Below are 25,359 nucleotides of genomic sequence, written 5' to 3'. Positions count from 1 at the left end.
GCAATATTATGAAGAAAGTAAATTCAGACATGAATTTCACAACTTTTGATGATCCCGACATTATTGGTTCAATGGTCGAGATTATAGAATTAGACTTTCCAGAAGATATTTTATTAAAGTTTGAAAACATCGGAGTATACCTTGGACAACGAGTACAATTGCAAACTTATACCAAATATACATCTTCTAAAAAACAGGTCAAAAAAACTCAAAATTCGTCTGACCAACCAGCGTTATTATGCTGTCAGCATAAGGTTTCTAAAACAAAACTTTGAAACCATGATCAAAACGAATGGTTACCACATGAGTTTGCTACTTATGTGTCAGTGCCTGTTGATCGAACTGATTTGGATGTTCAGCCAAAATCAGTAACTAATAATCTTTCTATGAATGTACCTTGTTTACAAGTGCACGTAGAAGAAACTATTTATAAACAGACATCTAAAAAACGTCGTCGTCAATCCAACATTGTACTTTTCTTAGTGAACGGTGTTGAATATGGAATGCGTCGTAGAGATGCCGTAAAAATCAAGGTGAAGAAAGTGGTAGATTAATGTCTGCTTGCTGTGGCAAAGAAACTGACGCAATTGAGTGTCAGCATCACAAACAAAACAAACTTGTTAACTTAAAACAAAAACTTTTTGGCAAAGTAGCCAAAAAACCAAATTGTCACTCGGAAGATTTTGTGGTAGATAATCCAGTATCGGATAAACCGCAACAATATTTATTAATTGGAGCGCCAAATGTAGGTAAATCTACATTGTTCAACAAAATCACATGACAAAATGCACCAGTAGGAAACATCGACAGAATTACTGTAAGTGCTAAAGCCGGTAAATTAAGAAGTGATTCTAAAATTAAAGTAATTGACTTACCTGGAGTATACACTATTAACCCTTCTACTAAAGATGAAGAAGTAGTGATTAAAAATTTAGTGCACGGAACTTATAATTCTGTTTTAAATATTATTGGTGCTCCTTCTATGAAACGGGACTTATTATTAACAACACAATTACTAGAAGCTGGTGTTGTTAACGATATTGCCGTTAACATGATTGATGAAGTGCCTCATTTAAATATTGACGCCTTTAAGTTAAGTCGAAAATTAGGTGTACCAGTCCATTTAATTTCAGCCGCAAAAAACCAAGGTATCAAAGAAACTGTTAAAAGTTTATTATTTGATCACGGTAAAAGTAAAGTATTCACAATTACATATTGTGATGTCATAGAAAAAGCTTGCCAAGAAATGGTGGTTATTATGCCACAATTTGGTAACTTAAACAATAAATTCTTAGCCTTACAATATATGGAAGGTAACGTATGATTGCACCAAAAATTCTATGACTTAAAAATTAAAGAAGATTTAGATGCAATCTTAACAAAATACAGCATTCAAATTGCTGATGCCAAAGTGCATATCAGAAACAAACGGAATGAATTTATTGAAATGGTGTACAATTTCTGTTTATCTCAAAAACCTAATGTACGCGATAAAAAATTTGAACGAAGCAAAAAAATTGATAAATACATCACTAACCCTTGGATTGGAATTCCACTCTTTATCATAGTTGTTGCCGCAATTTATTACATTGCATTCGGTAACTATGCAGGAGCGTGAATAACTAACCAGTGGACCGATTTATTATCTAGAGGACAAGATGCTATTAGACACGCCATTCATAGTGGTTTGTGGTCTAACGAATGAATCCAAAACTTTGTTGCAGATGGTTTGTTAGGTGGAATCTTCACTGTTATCGGATTCTTACCTTACATCATTATTTTGTTCTTCTTAGTCAGTTTTTTAGAACAAACTGGTTTCTTAGCCAGAGTATCGTTGTTATTAGACAAACAATTAGAAAGATTTGGTATTAGTGGTAAAAGTGTAGTTACTTTAATTACTGGTATCGGTTGTAACATCCCTGCAGTAATGATGGCGAGAAACTGTCACTCTACTAAAGAAAGAACAATAGTCTTTTTAATTGCTCCATTCATGTCTTGTAGTGCTAGACTAGTGGTATTCGTGTGAATTGCACAAGCCTTAGTAAATCCTAATTTAGCTTGATTAGTAGGTTTAGGTTTCACGGCTTTCAGTGGTTTATTTACACTGTTAATGGGTTTAATGTTCTCACAAACTATGTTTAGAAATAGTAAAACTTTCTTACTAACTGAACTACCACGTTGAAGATTCCCAGACATGTTATTAATTTTAAAGAAATTAGTATTAGAAGTTTGAGACTTTATTAAAAGAGTAATGACAATTATTTTCATCGTAAACATTGTGATGTTCTTCTTGATGTACATTTCACCAACTAAAGGATTAATCTTAAATCCTGATTATTTACATGAATCTAAAATTGACTACTCTAACGCTTCATTATTACAATACATTTCAATTCCATTCCAATACTTGTTCTATCCAATTGGATTAGGTCAAGATTGACGGTTCGCTTCTTCTTTATTAGCTGCAGCGCCAGCTAAAGAATTAGCTGCTTCTAACTTATCATTAATGTTTACTGGTAACTCTGACAATGATAACGCTTTAACAGCAGTGGGATTACACAACGCTTTATTTGGTCAAGGTTCAGATATCACCTTACCAATTGCAACCATTATTTCATACTTAATGTTCTTCTCATTCTATACACCTTGTTTATCAACAACAGTTGTTATGAAAAAAGAAGGTGGTTGAAAAAAAGCTGGTATCCACTTAATTACTGCATTTGCAGTATCTTACGCATTATCTTTATTTACTTATGTAGGTATTGGTAGTGTTGAAAAATGTGTTTTAGAACCTCAAGCAGCAGCTAACGGTTTCATGATCGTTGCATGAATTGTTTTTGCAATTGCTCTTAGTCTAATTGTTGTGCCACAAGTATACCAATTAATTAGATTCACTTTGGGCCAACCAATGTACAAAAATTATCACGATGGTTTTGCGGCGTTATTAATTGCCGGATTAGGATTATGCATTGTTGCTAGTGTTCTTACATTGGTCTTTATATTTGCGTATTAAGCATAGTTAATATAAAATATTAAGTATTATTGAATAAATAATGCTAATTATTAAAAATATGATGAATATGCAATTAGAACAAAAAATAAATAAATTTAATCAATCTAAATACATATGGAAGCTGATTTCATATGTATTTATTCTTTTAATGGTAGGACTGAATATCTGATTAGTGGTATTTGTGAATGCAAAGCCCGTCCAAATTGGAAATAACTTATCGTGAAGTTTCCTTTACGGTAACAAAGCGTTTGATCCGGATACAGGAATGCGTTCTATTAGCGTGACTGCGCAAGGACTCGCTTTCTATATTGTTTCTTCCATTATTTTTATTTTAGGTGTGGCATACGGGGTCGGTTTATACCGTCTGTACCGGTCAAAAGCCATGTGAACGTACTTTGTAGCGTTAAACTTTTATGCTTTATCTTTTGTTGCGACTTATATTTTAATAAACGGAATTGGCTTGAACGGAGTCGGAATTTATGAAATTCTGGTCGGTAATAAAACCGGTTCAACTAATTTAAATCTCTTCTGAAAAGTAACTTTAAAAGATGGAATGATGGTTTATTCTAAACTATCTTCTCAATGAATTTACAATTCTGCAGAAATTATTTGTTTTATCGTTAGCTTGCCAATGATTTACGTTTATATTAAGTCTAGAAAACATGTGGAGGCATAATTATGTCAACAATGTCAATGAAATTTGAAAGACTCGGGTCTTTCAAAAAAGAGCAAGATAATCCACAAGTAATTATTAAATGAATTTACTTCATTGCGATTATTTGCGTAGCAATTACTTCTATTTTAGGAATCGTCTTAATTGCTTGCAAACCACAATTGTATTTAATTTCGGAAACCTCTGCGTGAAAAACTAATATTGGATTTTGAAATATACAAATTGTGAATTTTAAACTAAACCATGATTACACAGCCACTTATGCATCCTATGATGTAACCAAACATTTATCTGTTGGTGGTATCGTGTACATCGCTTTATCAAGTTTTAACCAATTTTTGGTTGTAGTATCTTTCTTGTTAATTAGATATTTAAAATCTAAAAACAATATTTACCACCACATGTTCTCTTCATGATTCGTAATTCTGTTTACTGGAGTTTTCGTCATGATTTTAGTGGTAGGATTGTTAAACCATCCTTATAACCAAAATGCGGTTTATTACCAATTGCACAAGACTTATAAATTTAACATTATTTTCAGCTTTAATTTTGATTTAGTCGAAAAAAATGTATTAGGTTTTCACTTTGGTTGAAATCAAGGTGGTATTGCTTTTATTGGTTTTGTGTCAGCCTTACTTTTTTTGTTAATGATTCTGTTTATCTGATTTGCTACTAAAATGCTTTTTAGAAAACCACATTACAGAAACGAACCCTATTACAGTGTCACTGAACATGACAAAGAAATTAGAGGTTTAGTAACTAACTCTAGAGGTAATTAATTATGTTGTTGAAATACATAAAGTTCCTCTTTAGCACGTTGCTCAAAAAATGGTCCTTTTACATCACCACGCTGTTCTACATTTTCTTGTTATGTTTGATTATGTACATCTTGCCAGCGATTATGGATAAAAATTTAATTATTGTATCCAAGTATACTTTCATTTATATGATTGTCTTATTATTTGCTGTACTAAGCGTGTCAATCATTGCTATCCAGTTGTTTAGAGCAGGAGTGGATGATGGATCAGAGATCATTATTATTGCAAAACCTTTAACCAGAAGCCAGATTGTCTGAGGTAAGATTATTGTTTTCTTAGCTGTGACTCTAGTAATTTCTGGCTTAGCTGCATTCTTTTGCTGTTTTAGTATCTGGTACCGTTATGGTGGTACCGTTATCGGTCATAGTGTTACATTAGGTGCTTTCTTGGGTACCTTTGTAATTTACTCTTTATTTGGTTCGATCGCAATTTTACTATCACTCATTACCAAAAAATTAGGAGCTTTATTAATTAACATCGGTTTATTCTGTGTTTTATTAATCTATGGTATGGTGGCAACCTTCACTATTACCACACCTTCTAAAACTTTTAACGAAACCAAAGGGGTATCTTTAAACTCTGTGTCGTTAGTTAAAAAACAAAAAGTAATGGGTCCCAACGGTCAAACTAACTACCAGTTAAGTTACCAATGAGGAGCAACAGCTAACGTGTCACAAGCAGTATTAGATAATGATGAAAGTCACAACAAAGATCTAACTGCAGGTAATTATTTATCTACAATGTGAAACGAATCCATGAATAATCCAACTTACCAAGGGGTCATGTATACGAACTTACTCTACCAATTAGTAAACTTATATACTTTAAATTGACAAGAGCAATTTAACGTTCCGTTTGATATTTATAAAACAATTATTCAAATGAACGCTTCACCGTTTGTGACGTTGAAATTTAAAAACGTTAACTTTGAAGAAGCTAATAACAGTTTTAAAAAGAACTTAATTTCGTTTAATTATTCTTACGATAATAACGAACAAAACTTAGCTACTTATTATTTAACTAACCATATCAGATTCATTGCGATGAAGTTATCGGATAAACAAAAATTTATCACAGATTACGGGACTTCTTATGCTCATGGGTCAATTGATTATTTAAACGATCGTCATGTTAGCTTACCGTGAATGAACGTTACTGGTTTTATTAACCGTGAATTTAGTGTGAATAACACTAGCGCTAACCCTTATCAAGAATTCATTGATGTTTACTTTAATTCAAACGTTATTACTACGATTAAAAAATGAACTCAAACAATCGAAAAGAGTATGCCAGGTAAACACATTAATCCGTTAAGTTTCTACGCTTCTTTATTTGCTATTGCAGATATTGATAACTTTATGAGTGATGAAACTCCAATTCAGTTAACTGATACTGATAGTTTAAAGAAGTTATTCAATATCTTAGGTACCCAAATTTCTCAATTCCAATACTGAACGTTATTAGCGATTTTAAACAGTCCTTATAACCAAGTTTTAAATGGTTTGATTAATAACGAACAATTGCAACAAATGATGTATTGTTTATTACCTAATACCATTCCGGGTAGCAAAAACAGTGAATTATTCCCACAAGTTGATAATGTTGCAGCATGAGTGGTAGCCCCAAGTTATGCGATGGCTACTTTAAAATTATTAACAAGTAACCAAGAGTCTAACAGACAACTTGCCATTAACAATATTAAGAATAACCTATATGGTTTGTACCCATTCTTTACTTTAACCAACGCTAAGAACTTAGCCACTTTCACAATTGCGTCTGGAGCTAACTTCTACAACATGACTGGTTTAGTCGTAGCATGAGTCTTAATCTCATTTGGTTTCTTATTATTAGCAGTGGCAATGTATGCTAAGAGAGACTTCTCATAATAATTAAATCTCACCAATTCCGGGTGAGATTTTTTTCATATTTTAAATAAAATTTTAAAAATAAGATATTATATTAGTGATTAGTATCTTACACATAAAATGAGTTACATAAAGGAGCAGATAATGATTAATTCTAATATTAGAAAATTAACATTGAGTGGATGATTAAAAAAACATTATAGATGTTCTTTTGATAGTTCTTTAAAACTACAAAAGTTCCTACTACTATACGAATCATTTTGTAAAGTTTTTAATGAAAAATATGACTTTAATAACTTAAGAGGTTGAGAACGGGGACCAGTGTTTAGTAATGTCTGGGGTGATTACACCAAAGAAAAAATAGAATTTTTAATGATGAGTAAAGCGTGCTACGAAAATAACTTTCAGCATATAAAAGAAGATATTGCGCAAAAATGCGGTTTTATTGTAAGCAGCTTAACAGAGCAAGAATTATCTAATATTACTCATGAAATGAATATTTGGAAAGCTCAATATTATCGCATACATAATGGCGAACGAAACGTAACTTTATGTGAATTAGATTTCAACCAAAATGACGAACAAATAATCCGTTCTTTAGATGAGATGTATCCTATTGAAATGATTAATAATTCTGAAATTATTAATTTAAAAGAAAAGTATTTTATTATCTCTAAGTCTAATATCACCAAACTAAAATCAAAACATTTTAATGTTTTAACACGTTTATCAGAATGCGAAGAATTAAATAATCCTGTATTTGTAGATATTGATGAGGAAGGTAGGCTCTTAATTGATTAATCCCAAAGATGTAATTACTATGAAAATTCCCTTTCCATCTATATCAGATAAATTAGCAGTTTCTTCTCATATGTATATATGCAGACGCCATGATGGTGCTACTTATGAATATGTTAAATGTCAAACAAAAAAGCCTTGTATGCTTTATAAAAGTCCAATATCTAACTATTTGGATGAACAGCCGAATATTCAACGTAATCCGTTTATTAATCCCACCAGAATCGACTGCGATAAACTATTTTTTACTAAATCTGCGCAGTATGATGACAAACTAAAAACTAATAAGCGCAATGATGTGTGTGATGATTTGTTTAACCAAATTCAACGTAAGTTATCTACAACTTCTATCACTTACATTCATATTAACGAAGCAGAATTAGCTTCGATCAATCCGTTAATTTCTGTCTTAAAAAATTAATTTGTAGAAATAAAACAACAGTTATACGTGCATACCATTCACGTATATTTTTGAAAGAATATATACAAAAAAGGAAAACAAAAAAAGAAACACTATGGCAAATTACACATATCAAGATTCTAGAACAGAACTAGAACAACAATATTTAAACGCCTGCAAGAAATATAGAACTACAGCAATTTGAGCTTGTATTTCTTGATGAACTTTTATCTTAGCACCCTTTGCATTAATCATTCAAATTGTGTTAATTGTAAGAGCCTCTAAAGTAAATAAATTAGCGAGGCAATTAGGTTTACAAGAATCTGCTCACACTATACTAGCCATTGTAGCATTGTTTGCCTTAGCTTGATTATTATCAATTATTATTGCAGTACAGTCTAAAAATACTTTAATGACGGCGCAATATTTACCAGCCAACCAAGCCATATTAGCTAATTACTAATTGCTTAACTAAATAATTAATAACTTGTACGCAAAACTACGTACAAGTTATTTTTTTAAAATAAGGGCAACAAAAACACCATTCTTCCGGACTGAATGGTGTAGTTGTGTGTTATTAATTATTAGTCATATATTCTAACAATACCAAAATATTGCTAATTTTGCAACTGAAAGCTAAAAACGTATTAAGTAATTTTGACTTTATTAGTATGTGTTTCCTTAATTTATTGTTGTTTCAAATCTACAATGCCAAAATCTTTGCAGTTACGTAATTTTTCTTTAGAATCAATGCCAAAGCCAGCTACTCATTGGTTAGGAATTTTAAAACCTACATAGTCTACAAAAACATGTTTATCTCTCGCTTGAACTTCTTTTTCAAAAAGCACACAAACTTTAACGCTCCGAGCACCAAAGTTTTTTAAATAGTCAATAAACATCGATAATGTATGACCTGTATCAATCATATCATCCACCAAAATAATATCTTTATTTTGGACTAATTCTTTTGTAAATGGGGTTAAAATTTTAGGCTCTTTACTGCTAGTGGTATTAAAAGAATAAGATGAAATCTTGGTAGAATACGTCATCACATCAATATCTAATTCTAATAATAACTGTCCAGCAAACACTAAAGCCCCATCCATAATTGGAACCATAATGACGTTTTGACAATCTTTGTAGTCTTGGTTAATTGTTTGAGCTAACTCACGAATACGTTGTGTTAGCTCTTGGTTAGTATATAAAATTTGTTTAAACGGTTGTTTCATCATCAATTAATCTACTGTAAATAACATCAATATACTTTAATTCGTTAATGAAATCTAAGAATTCTGTTCATCTCTGCGTTAAGACCGGTTCAAATAACGGATCATGTTTTACAGCTTCTAAGAAATTATCTGCATGCATTGCATATTTTTGTAATGAATCATAAATTTCTTCACGAGAAAGCGTTGTGTATCTAATTAAAAATAACATCACTGCTTGTGATAAGTTTTTACTATTAGATAAGTTAATGTTTTTGTTAATTTGGTCCAAATTAATGGTTAAGTTATTTAAGACTTGGTTCATTTTTCTTATTAAATAAATAACTAAACTAGTAGCGTCACAGAAAATGATTCTTTCGTTAGATGAATGAGAAATATCTCTTTCATGTCATAAATTAACATTTTCTCAAGTTGTATGACATAAGCTAGTTAATAGTCGACTCATACCACAAATATTTTCACAAGTAATTGGGTTCTTTTTGTGAGGCATGGCCGAACTACCTTTTTGGTTGTTGCTAAAGCCTTCGCAAACTTCAGATACTTCAGTTCTGTGTAAGTGTCTAATTTCTGTTGCTAATTGGTTCATTACTAAACCAAAATTCGCTAAACAACTAAAGTATAAACTGAAACGGTCCCGGCTTACCACTTGAGTGGAAAAATAGGCAACTTGTAACCCTAATTTTTGTGCTACATATTCTTCAATTCTCGGATCTTGGAAGGCATAATTCCCAATTGCGCCGCTAAGTTTTACAACTTCCACATCTTTTCTTAATAATTTAAAATGTTCTTCTCAACGTTCTATCATCGCTAAGAAATTTAAGAATTTTAAGCCCAAGGATTGAATTTGTGCATGTACCCCATGCGTACGCCCCATAATTCTAACTTGTTTATAACTTTGAGCTAACTGCTTCAAAGTACTTTTTAATGGTTGTAATTCTTGTAGAATTAGTTCATTTACTTTATAGAAGTTCATCCCGTTAGATGTATCTACTAGATCTGTCGAAGTTAAACCATAATGAATTCATCTAGCGGTTTTATCGTTCATAACTTCAGTAACAGTACGAGTAAACGCAATGACATCATGTTTATAAATTGCTTCTAATTCATAAATACGGTTGTAATTAACACCGATTTTGGCGTTAATTGTTGCCATATCTTCATCACTAATCACTTGAAGGTGATTAAGTGCTTCACAAACATATTTTTCAATTAACAATCAGTTATCAAATTTTTGTTGTTCTGACCAAATTTGTTCTACTTCTTTAATACTATAACGATCAATCATTAGTTTCTTTCAACCTTGATTGTTTGTTCTCTGTCTGGTCCAACAGAAACATAAGATACAGGGATTTCTAAGAAATCACTGATAAAGTTAACGTATTGTTTACATAATTCAGGGATTTCTGAATAACTTGTCATTTTTGAAATATCTTCATCTCAACCAAGTAAAGTTTTGTAAACTGGTTTTAATTTAGCGCTAAGTACTTCGTCTTGTACATAGTTATAAATTGCTTTACCATTTTCATCTTCATAGTGTGTACATACTTTGATTTCTTCAAAACCAGTTAAAACATCTAGCAATGTTAATACGATTTCGTTACATCCAGAAATCATCGTTGTGTATTTTAGTTGGACTAAATCTAATCAACCAATTCTTCTTGGTCTCTTAGTTACTACACCGTATTCGTGCCCTCTTTCACGAATCGTATGAGCTACTTCGTCATGTAACTCAGTTGGCATTGGCCCAGCACCAACTCTTGTTAAATAAGCTTTTACAATTCCAACAACATTTGTAAATTTACCACAAGATAAACCTGTACCTTGACTCATCATTGTCATTGGAGATGATGAAGTTACAAATGGATAAGTTCCAAAGTTAATGTCTAACATTGAGCCTTGTGCACCTTCTAATAAAATGTTTTTACCTGATTTGTATGCTTCATTTAACACAAGAATTGTGTCAGCTGTATATCTTTTAATTCTTTGACCTAATTGGAAGTATTCTTGAGCTACTTCTACTGGATCAAATTCTGGCATATTATTTGCTTTAAATAATACATTTTTATGTATTAAAGCGACTGTTACTTTATCTAACAATTGGTCGTAGTTAAATAAATCTTTAACTTTGATGCCAACTCTTTCGTAGCTATCTGTGTAACATGGACCAATCCCTCTCTTAGTTGTTCCAATTTTGTGTTCGTCATCTTTAGTAGATTCATTCAACACATCCATTGCAATGTGATATGGCATAATCACATTGGCTAATTCAGAAATGAATAATTTATCATTAACTGAAGTTCAGTTTTCGTTAACATATTCAATTTCTTGTAACAAGATATTGATGTTGATACAAGTACCATTACCAATCACTACTTTTTTATTACTAAAGATTCCTGATGGCATAATTCTGCAGTGCATTTTTTTACCGTTGATATTAATTGAGTGACCTGCATTGTCACCACCTTGATAACGGACAATGTAATCAAAATCTTTAGCAAAGAAGTCTGTAAGTTTACCCTTACCCTCGTCACCGAATTGTAGACCTAAGACTGTTTTTAACATAAATTCTCCCTTTATTTTTTCGTCTGATTTTAAGTTTAAAAATATAAAAAGAGGGTGTATTGCAACATCCTCTTTACATTTTTATTATAAAGAAAGTTGAGACATTTTTTCGCAGTAATTTATTTTTATTAGTAGTGTGTTTCTTGTGTGGTTACACAAAAAGTTTTTATAACAATTAGTTATTTTTGATAACACTAGTTATATATAACTAGTATTCTGTCAAAATAAGGTATTAATACCAAAATTCGAATAAAACTTATGTTCTAAAAATAATTTAATTTATTCATCTTTTTTTCAAAAAATAACGTTCTTGTTAAGAATAAATAATCTAATTCGGTGAACACAAAAGAAATAACGCAATAAAAAAGTTCACCTCTTTACAGAGATGAACTAAATATAAAGTTATATTATCAAGATTTAATACCAAAATCGTAATTTAAATTAACAAGTTTATTACCGTAGTAATATGAAGTGTAAATTCAAGGTTGGTTATCTGGGTTATATTTAATGAAATTACCTCAAGATGGATTAATTTTAAAAATTGTGTTGCCAATATTTGTTTGAACGCTACCGTAACATGAATTTAAAGACGCCGTAATTGGATTAAATTGTTCCGGAGGAGTAAGATTATTGGTTTCTGGATCGGCTGATACAATTTGACCCCTTCAATTCTTTTGAGTGTAAGCACTCAAAATACCATTAAAGTTTACATCAAATACACAGGTTCCTGCATACGTATTAAATAATTGATTTCGAGCAGCGTCTGATAAACCATTAAAAATAATTGATTTAACTGTATATGGTGATTCACCTACAGTTGTTGACGATTGCAATTCTGCATCAATTCTTTTATCAAATTCAATATCTGGTTGCAGTTTAATGATGTTATTTTGATTTTTGTAAGAATATGTCACTGTACTATTGAAAGATAATGATAATACCACTGAAGATTGTGTGTAATCATAATAATAAGTGTAAGCAGGTGAGTGTAATTCGTTACCTCAAATTTGCTGTTGAATTAAACAACTGTTTTGAGTATTCATTTGTTGATTATAAATTAATTTATAGTTTGCGTATTGTGCGAAGAAATCAGCCTGTTTTTTTGTAAAAGCAACACCACTGTAAGATAAATAGCACAATAGTCATCATGATAACCATGAACCATCAAAGCCTGTAGATGAGTTAAATCCTTTTTGGTTTGCTAAAACATTAAACATTTTTAAGAAATAGTTAACAGGTGATGTTCTTTGGTAATCTTTGGTATAGAACAAAGCATCAGTCGATAGATATCAACTTGGTTCACTAGGATTCTTTTCTTGAATAAATGTAGCTAAAGACGGAATAGATGTTCCGTTATTAAATGCACGCGTTTCTGTTGTACTGCCGTTACTAGAAGTAGTGAAATTAAAACCATTTAAAGTGTTTTGAATAAATTGTTCTTTATTGTAAGTTCCAAAATCATTCTTTACATTTTTTCCTTCATTTAAACCAATTAACAACGGTACTAATAAGTCAGCACCTACTACACTACCATTAATAATAGCTGAAGAGTTTTTAATGTAAGCACCACTACCATTAAATGAATTATTCATTAAAGTGGCCAACACTTTACCAAAATAATTAGCATTTTGTAAGAAATCAGTTGCTGTTTGTTTGGCATCTTGCATATTTTTGATTTCTTTTTGGTTTTGCGTTAGTTGATCATTTAACTGTTTATTTTTTTGTTGCAATTGTTGTTGTGAATCGGTCAAATTTTTAATTTCTTGTTTATTAGCTGCAATTTGTTGGTTCACAATACTTTGCGTTTTCTTTAACTCTTTATTTGTTGCTTGCGCTTGTGTTTGTTGTGGAGTTAAATTATTAATTTGGTCTTGTAAAGTTTTATTAGTTTGAGCTACTTTTTGAGAGTTTTGTAATTGACCTTGCAAACTCTTAATTTGTTGGTTGATGCTATCCACCGCTTTAGTTTGGTTAGCTACTTGAGTTTGTTGTTCGCTGTTAGTTTGGTTTACTTGATCATTGATACTCTTAATTGAGTTTTGTAACTTATTAATTGTCGCTTTTTGTGCGTTAATTAATTGGTTGTTAGCAGCTGCTGGAGTATCACTAAAAGTGTCTTGAACTGTAGCTTTACTTTGAGCTCTTATAGTTTTGACATCATCTAAAGCTTTAGTGTCGTTTTGTAAAGCAGTTTGAGCGGTTGTTAAATTATCTTGTGCAGCTTTAACATTGGCTTGTAATTTTAAAATCTCTGCGTTAGTTGTTTGAGGATTATTTAACGCTGTTGCTAAAGCTTGTTGAGCACTTTGTAAAGCAGTTTGTTGTTTATTAACGTTAGTTAAATCATTAATAACAGTTTGTAATTTATTGTTGACATCAGTTAAGCTAGCATTTTTACCAGCAGGACCATTTTGTAAGTTTTCTAAAGATTTTAATCAAACTTGTCATTCTGCTTTGGGTTCTAAATTAGGGTTGGCTAATTCTTGTTGCGCTTGGTTAATCAAACTATCTACAGTAGCTTTTGTGGCTGTATTTGCTTTAATTTGGTTTTGCAACGCTTGAATAGTTGCAGTGTTAGAAGCAATACTTTGAGCTAATTTGTTAGCACTAGCAGTTTCAGCAGCTGCTTGGGCTTTTCTAATGCTTGTTAAATCGTTTTGTAAACTTTGAGATTGAGTTTGGTTTTCTAAAACTTGATTTTTTAAAGCACTAACTACTTGGCTTTCTGCTTGAATTAACGCTTGTTCGTTTGCGATAAAAGCGGGCACATTAGTTTTTAATGAGTTAACAGCACTGGTGTTTACTGAATTGATACTGTTGATAATTGATGCGAATGGGTTAGTTGATGTTGTAATATCACCACTAATACCTAAAGTTTTTAAAATCGTATCAATTTGGGTTGCATTGGCTTTTAATTGATCTTCAGTCGTTGTATCGCTAGTATTAGTGTTGATATTGTCTAGTAACGTTTTATTTAACTGGCTATTGCTTGTATACAATCCTGCTAATTTAGTTAATTCGTTCACTAAATTTGGAATGTTAGTAGATACATTTGTTGTGCAATTTTGAGCTTCAGTTTGGTACGCTGTAATCACAGCTTTTCCGGTTTGGTCTAAACCGTTTAATTTATCAATCACCACTTGTTCTAGCTTATTAATTTCTGGATTTTGACTTGCTGTAGCTAGTAAACTCTTAGCTTTGTTTGCTGCATTAGTAGTCATCGTTTGATAAGTAGTTACTTGAGCGTTTGCCACTGCAGCTTTTTTCGTTAAATATGGTTTTAACACGTTATTTAAGTAGTTAATAATTTGTTGGCAAGAGTTTGCCGCCAATAAATTATCGGCTTGTTTTTGCTTATAAATGGCCGTGTTTCTTGCGTTAATTTTTGCTTCTAATTGTTTAATTTGGTCTTTTAGACTCTTTAATTGTTCTTGTGTTTGCGTAGTTAACTTTTGTAAAGCTGCTTGTTTAGCACTAATTTGGTTGTTTAAATCTTGTTCTTGTGTTTGGTATTGTGCTTGTAATGCTTTATTAGCTGCAGTTTGTTTATTTAAAGCGTCTGTTGCATTGGCAATTTGAGTGTTTAAATTTTTAATAGTTGCAGCATTTTTATCGTTAATTGCATTATTTAAAGCAGCTTTAGCTTGATTTAATTGTTGTTGAGCAGTCGTTAAACCGTTTTTAGCATTGTTAATAGCACTTTCACCAGAAGTTAATTGTTGGTTTAAACCTTCAATAGTTTTGTTTAAAGCCTTTACTTGAGTTTGAGCACTAGCAATGTTTTGGTTGGCTTGAGTTAACGCTTGTTGTGTAGCTGGTGAAATTTTACCAGTTGCACTAATTTCAGCGGCTTCCTTTTTCAAAGCTTGAGCTTGAGCTTGTTCAGCTTGACTTAAAGCTGTTTGTTGTTTAGCTAAGTCTTGGTTTTGACTTGCAATCTGACCTAATAAAGCCTTTTTAGCCTCTTGTAATTTATTAACATTATCTGCTTGTTTTGCTACTGCATCAGCGTCATTAGCTACAGCTTTTCTTAGAGGATTTAAAGTTGTATCTTGTGGATTTTTAGTTTCATCCGCTTGCATTTGTTTACTTAAAGCTTGCGCTGCTATTTTAGCTGCAGTGTTTTGAGCGATATTTTGCGTAACCGTTTCTGCTTCTCCGTTAGCTAAATTAGCATTACCAGTTGCTACTTGACTGTTAGCTTCAGCCACCTTGGCATTATTAGTTGCAGTTTGAGCTTGGGTTGTATTAGCGTTTACATCTGTCGCCTTTTGGGCACTTGTGTTTTGTTGATCATTATATTGATCTACAGCATTTTGTAAACTATTTTGTAATGTGTTTAGTTTACCTAATTGGTCAGTAATTTGGTTAGCTAAATCTTCTAACGTCTTTTGGTCATTAACCACTTTTGTATTAGTGGCTGCAATTTGCCCTTCAGCAGCTTGAATAATTTTGTTTTGTGCTGTAATTTGGGCTTCAGCTTGCGCTTTAGCTTCAGGAGTTTTGGCGTTAGCTAATTCTTTTTCAGCAGCTGCTTTAGCTGTATAAGCATTGGCTAACTTATCTTCTAAATCATGTAAAGCAGTGCTATCTTTATTTAAATCAGTTAATTTTTGAGCTTTTTCAGTTTCTAAATTATTTAATTGCGCTAACGGACTTGGAGTTGTTTTTGAGCCAGTTGAAGAACCGTTCACTAATTGGTTTAAAGCGTTTTTAATGGCTTGAACTTCAGATGGATTATAGTTTTGAGCATCTGAGTATTGTGCTAGTTCTTTTTTATATTGCTTTAATAAGTTATTGTAATTTGTTGCTTTGCTTGTAGCTACTGGGGCTGCTTGGTTAGCTGCATCAGCTACTGCTTGTGCATTATTTGCTACATCTTGCGCAATATTAGCTTGGTTGTTAGCAATGTTTGATAATGTATTAGCTTTAGTTTGGTTAGCGTTGGCTAATGCTTTTTTAGTATTACTAATAGTGTTATTTAATTTTTGTTCTTCTGCTTGGTATTTCGCTTTAGCTTGAGTTAATTGATCTTGTGTATTAGCAATTTCTTGTTTTAACGAATCGATTGTTTTGGCGTTTTTATCAGCTTGAGCTTGAGCGGCTTGTTGGGCAGCTTGCAACGCTTTTTTATCGTTTGCTAATTGGTTTTGTAAGTTTGTAGTTTTTTCTTGTGTTAATGCTTGTTGGGCATCAGACAATTCTTTTTGAGCATTAGCTAAATTAGTTTTATCAGTGTTGATTGTATTTTGAATAGCAGCAATGCCGGCTGCAACAGACTTAACTTCATTATCAGCAGCAACCACGTTAGCTTGGGCTTCAGTGATTTTTTGGTTCGCTGATTTTAAAGCTGCTTGCGCTTGAGCGATTTGGTCTTTAGTTGCATCAGGATTGCTTAAAATTTCTTGTTGTTTAATTTCTTCTTTATAAGCATTGGCTAAACTAGTTTGAGCTGTACTTAATTTTTTATCGGCATTGGCTAAATCTGAATAAGCTTTAGCTTTTTGCAATTGAGCGTTTTGCAATGCTTCAGCAGCAGTTTTCACAGCTTGAGCTTTATCAGCAATTTTTTGTTGTAATTTTTGTTCAGTTGGAGATGATGAAGCGGTTGGAGAGGCTTGCGCTGCAGCTGAAGCCGATGCAGCAATCTTTTCTGCGTTAGCTGCAACACTAGCCGCTTGTTGGGCTTGTTGTGTCGCGAAAACATTTTCGTTATTAGCAGTATCAGCATTTTTGCTAGAAACTGTTGAATTATCTAAGGCTGTTTGTTCAGCTGCACCATCTAAAGTTTTGGCTGTATTCGCTAAATTAACTCTATTAGCAGTGTATAACTTTTGATTTTTAGTATTTTGGTTATTAATTAAAGCGTTTACATTGTTGATTAAATCATTTTGGTTGCTACCAACTGCTGCAATATCAGTGGATAATTCTTTATTAGCCGCTGCAATCGCTTTTTGAGCAGCAATTGCTGATTGGTTTTGTTCTTGAATTGGTTTTGATAATTTAGCAATTTGAGCATTTAAAGTCTTTAATTGACCTTCAATGCTAGCTTCTTTATCTGTACCTAAATTTGCTTTTAGTTCTTTTAATAATTGTTCTTTTTGGTTGTAATCTTGAGCTAAAGCAGTGTTGCTATCAGCTAAACTCTTGCTAGCTGTCGCACTTTCTTGGTAAGCTTGAGCAAGGGTTTGATAAGTCGATAAGACCTTGTCAATTTTCGTTACGATATTTTTTAAAGCTGTTAAAGCTTTTTGACCACTATGATTAGCGTCATCATTTTTAAAGTTAGGACCTAATTGAGCTGTCAATTTGTTAATCAAGTCTTGATAAGATTGTTTAGCACTCGTTCATTTTGCAGCACTTGCCGCATTATATGTATTATTGAAAGCGGTACTTTCTTGATTTATAGCTGTCGCATTTTGTGCGGCCGCTTTTGCTAAACTGTTAGCGTTATCCGCTTGCAGAATTTGTGCAGCAATTTGACTTGCTTTAATTTGGTTAATTTTAGCTTGTTGTTGAGCAATTTGTTGATTTAAAGCAGCAATTTTCTTAGCGTTTGCTTGTTTAGTTTGTGTTAACTGGTTAGTTACGTCGTTTAGTTTTTGCTTTAAGCCGTTAAGTTTGTTTGTTAAATCTTGAATATCTTGTTTTGATTTAGCTTTAGAAGCTGTCAATTCTTTTTCTAACTTTTGAATTTGATCAGTTAATTTTTGTGAATTGATTTCTTGCTGATTAATATCAGATGTTAATTTATTTTTTAACTCTTCTAAATGTTTAGTGTTACTTAACAGTTTTTTAATTTGGTTATTACTATTTAATAATTGTTGTTGAATACTATTTTTATTAGAAGTTAAGCCGTCAATGTCTTTTTGTACTTCACCGATTTGATTATTCAACTCTTTAATCGTGCTGTAATGTTTGTTTTCCTTGTGGATAATTTCTTCTTTATTTTTAGCTAAAACAGTAAAGTAAACAATTGGTCCAACAGAACCAGCCGTTACTAAAGCTGCCGCTGTTCCAACAAGCGTCTTTTTAGTAGATTGTTTCATGTTCTGAATCTCCTATATTTAATTGTTTCTTTCTTCTATTAGTTTGTTCAGTAATCAGAGCTTAGCGGACTGTAGTTAGGGGCGGAATTAGTGCTAATACCAAGAGTTTGTGGGACGTTTCATAATGTCGTTCAAGAAACTGAGCTACTTAAAATTGATGTTTGTCAGTTTGGATTGTTAAACAATGTTTCTTGGTTATTTCAGTAACTATAAGTTCCTTGTGTGAACTGGTTCGCAGTTTGTCACAAATCAGGTGTGTAACCAGTCAGTGACGCTGTTTGTCCTTCAGAAGTTGTGTAATTAGTTTGTGCGTAACCGTTAAAGTTCACATCAAAAATAATACCGTTATTGTTTGTACTGTCAGTTAATAACATATTTTGAGTAATAGAATCGTTTAAAACAAAGTGTTCACTGACACCTGGATTTTTAAAGCTCGAATTACCTGCACCAATGTTTTCTTTTACAAATTTACCGATCTTTAAATCTTGCGGTTTAATAATGTACTTCTTATTGTTTCATACAAAAGTTGGGTTAAAAGTTAAATTAATTAATGCATCTTGGGTATTGTAGAAATATTGTACTTGGGGATTTACAGCAGAACTGAAATTAGTGCCAATAGTTCCAGCAGTATTACTTGAACTAATAAAGTTATATTTAGCTCAGTTGTAGAAGAATTGGGTTTGTTCATCAGTCAATGGAGCTAATGTTTTGCCTGTGCTTACAACCTCACCTTGTGAATTCGTTGTTAATTCTGGCAAGTTGTATAAAGATAATCATTGTGCTAATCAATATGTTAGTCATGATGGACCTAAATCAGGGTTAGTGTATTTTACATCGTAAGGCGTGTTTGTGGCGCCACTAGTTGTAGAAGTGCCAGTAGAGCTTGAAGATGTTGTAGGAACCCCATCAGACTTATTAATTGGTTGCCCGTAGTTACCAGTTGAATCGTTCATACTCAATAATGAGAAATATTTTAAGAAGAACTTCAATGGGTTCATAGAACCGTCAAATGAATAATAGTAATTTGATGAGAATGTCTTGTTATACGCTGACATGAAATTACCTAACGCGTAATTTAAGTTTAGGTTACTATTAGCAACTCCTTGTTGTTGTAAATACGTTGACAAGTGTCCGTTAGCCATACCATTAGAATCACTAGTTAAAGAATTATAGTTAAAGCTATTAGTTGCTGTTAATTGTGTAACTAACGGTAAGAATAAGTTAAATCCGGTTGAAGCGATGTCTGCTTGTAATTGTTGACTTGTACCGCTGTAATCATTAATACTTGATTGGTAGTTATTAAAATAGTTTTGCATTTGTTCATAAGTGAAGTAAGAGAATGCTTGAATATGATTAATGATTGCTGTTTCATTATCCACAATGGTTGCAATTTGTTTATTAGCATTTTTAATATTATTAATTTGTGGTTGGATTTTGGCAATTTGTTTGTTAACTTCTTGGTTAGCTGTATCAATTTTTTGGTTAGCAGATTTTAATTTTTGAATTTGTGAATTTTGATCACTAATTACTTGTTGGTTAGCTTGGTTGGCAGTTTGTAAAGTTTTGTTTTCTGAACCTAATTGTTTGATTTGGTTTTGTAAACTTTGTACTTGTTTTTGAGCCTGTTGAGCTTTAGTTACTTGTGGTTGTAATTGTGAAATTTCTTGTTGTAATTTTTGCTTTTGGTCGTTTAAACTATTTAATTCTTTTTGGTTGGCTGCCTTTGTATCTTCTAAAGTTTTATTAGCACTATCTAACTTACCTTGAGCAGTAGTTTGTTGTGCCTGTAAGTTTTTAATGACATCTTGATTTGCATTATTTAAACCAATCACCGCTTGTAAAACCTTATCTTTTTGAGTTTGTAAAGCAACATCAGCTTGGGCAGCATTGTTTTTTAAAGTGACTAATTGTTTTTGGTCTGCAGCAATTTGTGTTTCCGCAGCTTGTACTTGACTTAAAGCGGTTTTTGCGGCAGCATTTGCGGTTTCTAATTGTTTTAAAGCAGCTGCTTGAGCCGTTACATCGCCCTTAGCTGCTTCGTAAGCTTTTTGAGCTTTAGCTATGTTTTCATAAGCAGTAGCTAAAGATTTTTGTGGGCCGTTAGCTAGGTTAGATTCTTCCTGAGCTAAGTTTTTCATAGCTGCACTTAATTTTTGGTTAGCTGTTGCAGCAGTTTGTGCAAGCGGAATGACAGCTTGAGCAGCTTGCTTAATGTTGTTAACAGCTTGAGTTTGTGCAGAATTTAGACTACCTGTAGGAGTTAATTCGGCTGTCATATTTTTTACCACACCTTGAGCTCAGGTTACTGTAGCGCCGCTTTGATTATTAGCTTGAGTAGCAGCATTAGCCGCTTCTTTACTCATTTGAGCCTGTTTTAATTCGTTATTACTAATGGCTTTATTAGTTATATCAATATTGTTTTGTGTAACTGCAGTGTCAAACGGAATGGTTGGTGTGTTAGCTGCTTGTAAAGTTTTAGTTAAGTTATTTAAAGCTTCTACTAAACCTAATTTACCGTTAATATTTAAATTTTCTTGTTGTTGGATTTGCGATTGTGCAGCGTTGAAGTTATTTCCTGAGGTTGTAGCACTATCAAATGCCTGTTTAAATTGGCTAATTTCAGCATTTAAAGCTGATACTTTTTCTGAATAATTTGCGTATTGAGTTTGGAAATCTGAATCATACGTTGCTGAACTTGGACTTAAAGCGTTGATTTTTTCTACGATTGGACTTAAAGCATTATAGCCAGTAGCAACGTTATCAGCTTGCGTTTTTAAACTAGAATTTGCCACAATTAAACTATCTAAATTTTTAATTGCATCTTGATAATCACTAATCAATGTATCAACTTTTGATTGGTAAGTTTTTACTGTCTGAATTACTTCTTGATAAGCTTGAACCACTTTTGGTGGAAGAGTAGATTTGGCCCCAATATCAGCGGATAAACTAGTTACTAAAGTTTGTAAATAATTTTTTAAACTAGTTTCTTTATTTAAATCGGCTGTTAATGTTGTCTTTTCGTTAGTTTCTTGAGTAACTAAAGCAGATAATTGTTGTGCTCAATCAGTGTACAGGTTAGCACTAGCTTTAATTGTATTTGCATTAAATTTAGAATTATTTTGCGCTGCTTGCAATTGTTGCTGAGCAGTTTTTAAAGCTTGTTGTTGCGTAGCAATTTCTTGTTGAGCCTGTTTTTCAGCAGAAGCTAATTTAGCTTTAGCATCATTTAAACTGTCTTGCAATTGTTTTACCTTAGCATTACCAGCATTTGTAATATTTTTATTTTCTGCTTGAGCTTGAGTTAAGCTTTGGTTTACATCTTGTAATTGTTTTTGTAAAGCGGAAATTTTGCTTTGAGCTGTGGTTTGGTTTGCGGCTTGATTATTTTGTTGTGCAGTTTGCAATTGGTTTTGAGCCGCGGTCAAATCTTTATCAGCGTTATTAGCTAACGTTTTCAACCCAACAGTTGCAGGGTCAGCTTTAGGATTACCATTAATTTCGTTTTGTAATTGGTTAACAGCTGTAGCTTTTTGAATCACATCACTTTGGGCTTGTTGAATTTCTGGATCAATGGTATCTTTAATAGCTTTTTTAGCAGCAGCAATTTGTGCTGGAGTTGAAGCTGGATTGGCAATAATTCCTTCTTCTTGAGCTTTTTTAGTTAAAGCTTGACTCAACGTATTTTGAGCAGTAGATAAATTATGGTTCGCTGTTTGTAGACTATTTAATGCATTAGCTAATTTTTGGTTAGCAGCTATTGCAGCATTCGCTTTTTGACTCACTTCATTAGCTGCCGAATTAACTGCTTGAAGATTTTTATTATCCGGTTCAGTTTTTAGCTGGTTAGCTGAATCTGCAGCAATTTGTGCAGCAGCTTTTTTAATATTTGCAATGTTTGGTAATTGATTTTGTGTAATTGTGTCTGCAGCCACTTTGTTAGCAGCAGCATTGCTTGCACTCATTTGTGAGTTAGATTCAGCAACACCTGCATCAATATTCAATGGATCAACTTTGCTTGAATGTTGGTGGTTACCTAAATCTTGTTGTAAAGTTTTTTGTGCTTCTGGTAAAGCGTCATTTGCTTGTTGTAAGGCAGCTTTCGCTGTTTGTACAGCAGTCGCATCATCATGCAATTTATTTTGGTCTGCAATAACTTTATCATTTAAAGTTTTTACTGCCGGAATCAATGTTTTAATTTTACCATCAGCTGTAGTAAGAGCTTCTTGAGCACTAGCAATGTCATTTGCACTAGCCTTAGGGTTGGCCAAAGTATTTTCAGCTTGGGCTTTAGCTTTTAATGCATTAGCTAATTGTTGTTCTTTGTTACTTAAAGATTGACTATCTGTAGCTAATTGTTTTAAGTCATCGGCTTGAGCAGTAATTTTGTCATTTAAATTGTTAGCAGCGGTAGTGACTGCATTAGCAGCTTTAATTAAGGCTTGTTTATCTTTAGTGATCTTACTGTTTGTAGAATTTGAGACACCATTAGCTTCTGCTAAAGCCTTTTTAGCGTTATTTAATGCAGTATTTTGGAATGCTTTGGTAGCGTTCACAGTTTGAGCTTGAGCAGTAGCAGTTTGAGATACTTGAGTTGCATTTTGTGCGGCAGCTTGAGCGTTTTCACTGTTAGTTGTTGCAGCTTGTGCAGCTGCTGTATGCATTTGTTGCTGAGTATCGCTTAATTGTTTTGTTAATTGTTGCTTTTGGTTAGTTAAAGCTTGGACTTTTTGTTTTGCTTGATCATTGTAGTCATTTAAAGCTTTTTTAGCCTCAGCTAATTTATGTTCATCTTGGGTAATTTCTTCTTGAGCTTTTTTATTAGCAGCATCAGCAGCAGTTTGAGTTTGAGTTAACTCTTGTTTTTTCTCAGCAATCGCTTGTTTTAATGCTGCAATCTTAGCCGCATTAGTATCATTATCTAATTTGGCTTGGGCTTGGTTTAAATCATTTTTATTTGTATTTAAATCCGCTTGGGCTTGGTTTAAACCAGTTTGTTCACCGTTAATCTTGTCTTGTAAAGCATTAATATTTTTATCAGTTGTTTGAATGTCTTGTTGAGCTTGAGTAATTTCTGGTACTAATGTATTTAAAGCTTTTTGAGCAGCTTGTTTTTGAGCTTCGCTAGACTTTGGATCATTAATAATATTTTCTTGTTTAATTTTGTCGCCTAAAAAGTTAGCTAAAGCTTTATTTTGCTGAGCTAATGTATTGTTTTCGTCGGATAATTCTTTGAAATTTTTTGCTAATGAGTTATGTAAAGTTTCTACTTGTTGAGCTGCAGTTGCCACTTTTTGAGCAGCTGCAATTACCGCTTGTTGATCAGCGATAATAGTTTTATCTTTTTCAGTTTTATTGGCAGCTATAGTTTGTTTAATTACATTTTCAGCATTAGTAATAGTTGTTTGGTTTTGAGAAGCCAAAGTTTTATTGTTAGCAGCGTTATTGTTAGCTCCTGTTGCGTTAACAGTTGCAGTCTCAGCGTTAGCATTAGCCACTTTTTGAGCTTCTGAATCTAAACCAATTTGACCATTAGGTACTACTGGTACACTAGCATTTTTGTAATTTTCTTGTTGTAAGTTTTGTAAAACATTAATACTGTTGTTTAAGGCCACTCTGTTATCATTAACGTCTGATTCTAATGGTTGTAAAGCATTTGCATCAGCTTTAATTTTGTTAATTGCGTTTATGTAACCATCGTTGGCTGTTTTGACAGTTGTTACTTGAGTATTAATTGCGTTTTGGTTAGTAGTTAAGTCTTGGTCTACACTACCTCTATCAGTTGGACTGGCTTTCAACCATTGGTTTTCTAACTCAGCCTTTTTAGTGTATAGTTGTTTTAAATTAGTTAAGTCGTTAATCAATTTTTGAGCCAAGCCAGTACTTGGTGTTTTTTCTGTTGCATTGTTTAAAGCAGATAAGTCTTGGTTTTGTTGAGTTAATTGGCCATCTAATTTCTTTCTAGAATCCACCAAGGTTTTTAAAGCAGCTAAAGTTTTTTGTACTTGACCTTTAACATTATTTGGAGTTTTAGGGTTGTTTAAAATTGACTCTAAATTTTTTTGCATTGCTGTATAAGTTGGTGCAAGTTCTTTAGAGTTTGCTAATTGGGAATTGTTTAAAGTGGTTTGAGTTGGTAAAGTTGCATTTACTGCTGAAACATTATCAATGGCTTGTTGAATTAACCCAGCGTTTGTTTTAGCTTGTTGAGCTTGATGTTCATGATATTGATTTTGAGCATTAGCTAAGTCTTGTTTTAATTGGTCTAATTGTTTAGTTAAAGCACCAATTTTTTCTTGCGCTTGCGCTTCAGCTTGGGCTAATTCTTGTTTTTTATTAGCAATAGCTTGGTCAGTAGCTTGAACATCTTTATCTAACGCATCTTGTTTAGCTTTTGTTGTGGCGTTAACTTGTTGGATTTGTTGTTCAATATCTTGAATTTGTTTCTTTAAAGCATTAACCTTACTTTCTTTTTGGTTGTAAGTATCTTGTAGTTTTTGATCAATTTGTTTAATAGAATCTGTTGACTTTTCTAATTGGTGAATCCGGTCTAAGTTTTGTTGTTTTTGAATTTCTAATTTCTTATTTTGGTCTGTAAGACCATTTTTTTGTTCAGTTAATTGTTTTAACTTTTGGTTTAAGGATTTAATTAATTGATTTTGGTCATTTTCTGTTTGGACTACTTTAGTGGTTTTATGTCCTCTAAAAGAAAATCACACGGCAGGAGTTACGATTCCGGTAGCAATCAGTGAAACTGAAGCAATAATCGCAATATTTCTAATGGTTTTTTTCTTCATAAAGATTCCTTGAGTCGTTTTTTTAAAGATATGTATTTAAATTTTAGGTGTGTCACAAAAAAACACATGCATAAAAATACAAGTGACATATAACTCTAAAATTTATTTATATTATCATCCCAAAATTGTCAAAATATTTATAAAAGGTAATAAATTTACAC

General features: G+C 32.5%; 13 protein-coding genes. 8 read left to right on the top strand and 5 right to left on the bottom strand.

Annotated elements, in window-relative coordinates; translation table 4 throughout:
- The first annotated feature begins 8 nt into the window (after positions 1–8).
- From ABWU82_RS00245 to ABWU82_RS00210, 8 genes are all read left to right on the top strand, one after another.
- Positions 9–554 carry a hypothetical protein gene (locus tag ABWU82_RS00245; protein WP_353289504.1) on the top strand — a complete coding sequence of 182 codons (546 nt, stop codon included), beginning with the start codon at positions 9–11 and terminating at the stop codon, positions 552–554.
- On the top strand, positions 554–3,013 hold the full coding sequence (gene feoB / locus ABWU82_RS00240; protein ID WP_353289503.1) for a ferrous iron transport protein B: 2,460 nt from the start codon (positions 554–556) through the stop codon (positions 3,011–3,013). Before ABWU82_RS00245 ends, feoB begins: the two co-directional genes overlap by 1 nt.
- Before the next feature lie 181 nt (positions 3,014–3,194).
- Positions 3,195–3,689, top strand: a complete 495-nt coding sequence (locus tag ABWU82_RS00235; protein ID WP_353289502.1) for a hypothetical protein — start codon at positions 3,195–3,197, stop codon at positions 3,687–3,689.
- A 2-nt stretch (positions 3,690–3,691) separates the two neighbouring features.
- The gene (locus ABWU82_RS00230) at positions 3,692–4,465 is read left to right on the top strand and encodes a hypothetical protein (RefSeq protein ID WP_353289501.1); all 774 of its coding nucleotides are present in this window, start codon (positions 3,692–3,694) and stop codon (positions 4,463–4,465) included.
- Between the two features lie 101 nt (positions 4,466–4,566).
- Positions 4,567–6,390: an ABC transporter permease gene (locus ABWU82_RS00225; RefSeq protein ID WP_353289500.1), complete on the top strand. Its 1,824-nt coding sequence runs from the start codon at positions 4,567–4,569 to the stop codon at positions 6,388–6,390.
- A gap of 123 nt (positions 6,391–6,513) precedes the next feature.
- Entirely contained in the window at positions 6,514–7,170 is a 657-nt protein-coding gene (locus ABWU82_RS00220; RefSeq protein ID WP_353289499.1) for a hypothetical protein, read from the top strand.
- A gap of 139 nt (positions 7,171–7,309) precedes the next feature.
- Positions 7,310–7,588 carry a hypothetical protein gene (locus ABWU82_RS00215; RefSeq protein WP_353289498.1) on the top strand — a complete coding sequence of 93 codons (279 nt, stop codon included), beginning with the start codon at positions 7,310–7,312 and terminating at the stop codon, positions 7,586–7,588.
- Positions 7,589–7,682: 94 nt separating this feature from the next.
- Positions 7,683–8,030, top strand: coding sequence for a hypothetical protein (locus ABWU82_RS00210; RefSeq protein WP_353289497.1), 348 nt, complete (start codon positions 7,683–7,685; stop codon positions 8,028–8,030).
- A gap of 223 nt (positions 8,031–8,253) precedes the next feature.
- On the opposite strand, the gene ABWU82_RS00205 is transcribed toward ABWU82_RS00210, so the two are convergent.
- The 5 genes from ABWU82_RS00205 to ABWU82_RS00185 all read right to left on the bottom strand — a co-directional run bounded on the left by ABWU82_RS00205 (position 8,254) and on the right by ABWU82_RS00185 (position 25,198).
- Positions 8,254–8,799 (bottom strand): phosphoribosyltransferase, encoded by a 546-nt coding sequence (locus tag ABWU82_RS00205; protein WP_353289496.1) that lies wholly within the window; start codon positions 8,797–8,799, stop codon positions 8,254–8,256.
- Positions 8,780–10,078, bottom strand: a complete 1,299-nt coding sequence (purB, locus tag ABWU82_RS00200; RefSeq protein WP_353289495.1) for an adenylosuccinate lyase — start codon at positions 10,076–10,078, stop codon at positions 8,780–8,782. The genes ABWU82_RS00205 and purB overlap by 20 nt, the downstream gene beginning before the upstream one ends.
- Positions 10,078–11,355 (bottom strand): adenylosuccinate synthase, encoded by a 1,278-nt coding sequence (locus ABWU82_RS00195; RefSeq protein WP_353289494.1) that lies wholly within the window; start codon positions 11,353–11,355, stop codon positions 10,078–10,080. The genes purB and ABWU82_RS00195 overlap by 1 nt, the downstream gene beginning before the upstream one ends.
- 407 nt (positions 11,356–11,762) lie before the next feature.
- Entirely contained in the window at positions 11,763–18,404 is a 6,642-nt protein-coding gene (locus ABWU82_RS00190; RefSeq protein ID WP_353289493.1) for a coiled-coil domain-containing protein, read from the bottom strand.
- A 38-nt stretch (positions 18,405–18,442) separates the two neighbouring features.
- Positions 18,443–25,198, bottom strand: coding sequence for a hypothetical protein (locus ABWU82_RS00185; protein WP_353289492.1), 6,756 nt, complete (start codon positions 25,196–25,198; stop codon positions 18,443–18,445).
- Between the last annotated feature and the right edge of the window lie 161 nt (positions 25,199–25,359).

Origin of the sequence: Ureaplasma ceti (assembly GCF_040369755.1) — a bacterium.
GTDB lineage: Bacteria > Bacillota_I > Bacilli_A > Mycoplasmatales > Mycoplasmoidaceae > Ureaplasma > Ureaplasma ceti.
This window is presented reverse-complemented; position numbering and strand designations above follow the sequence as displayed.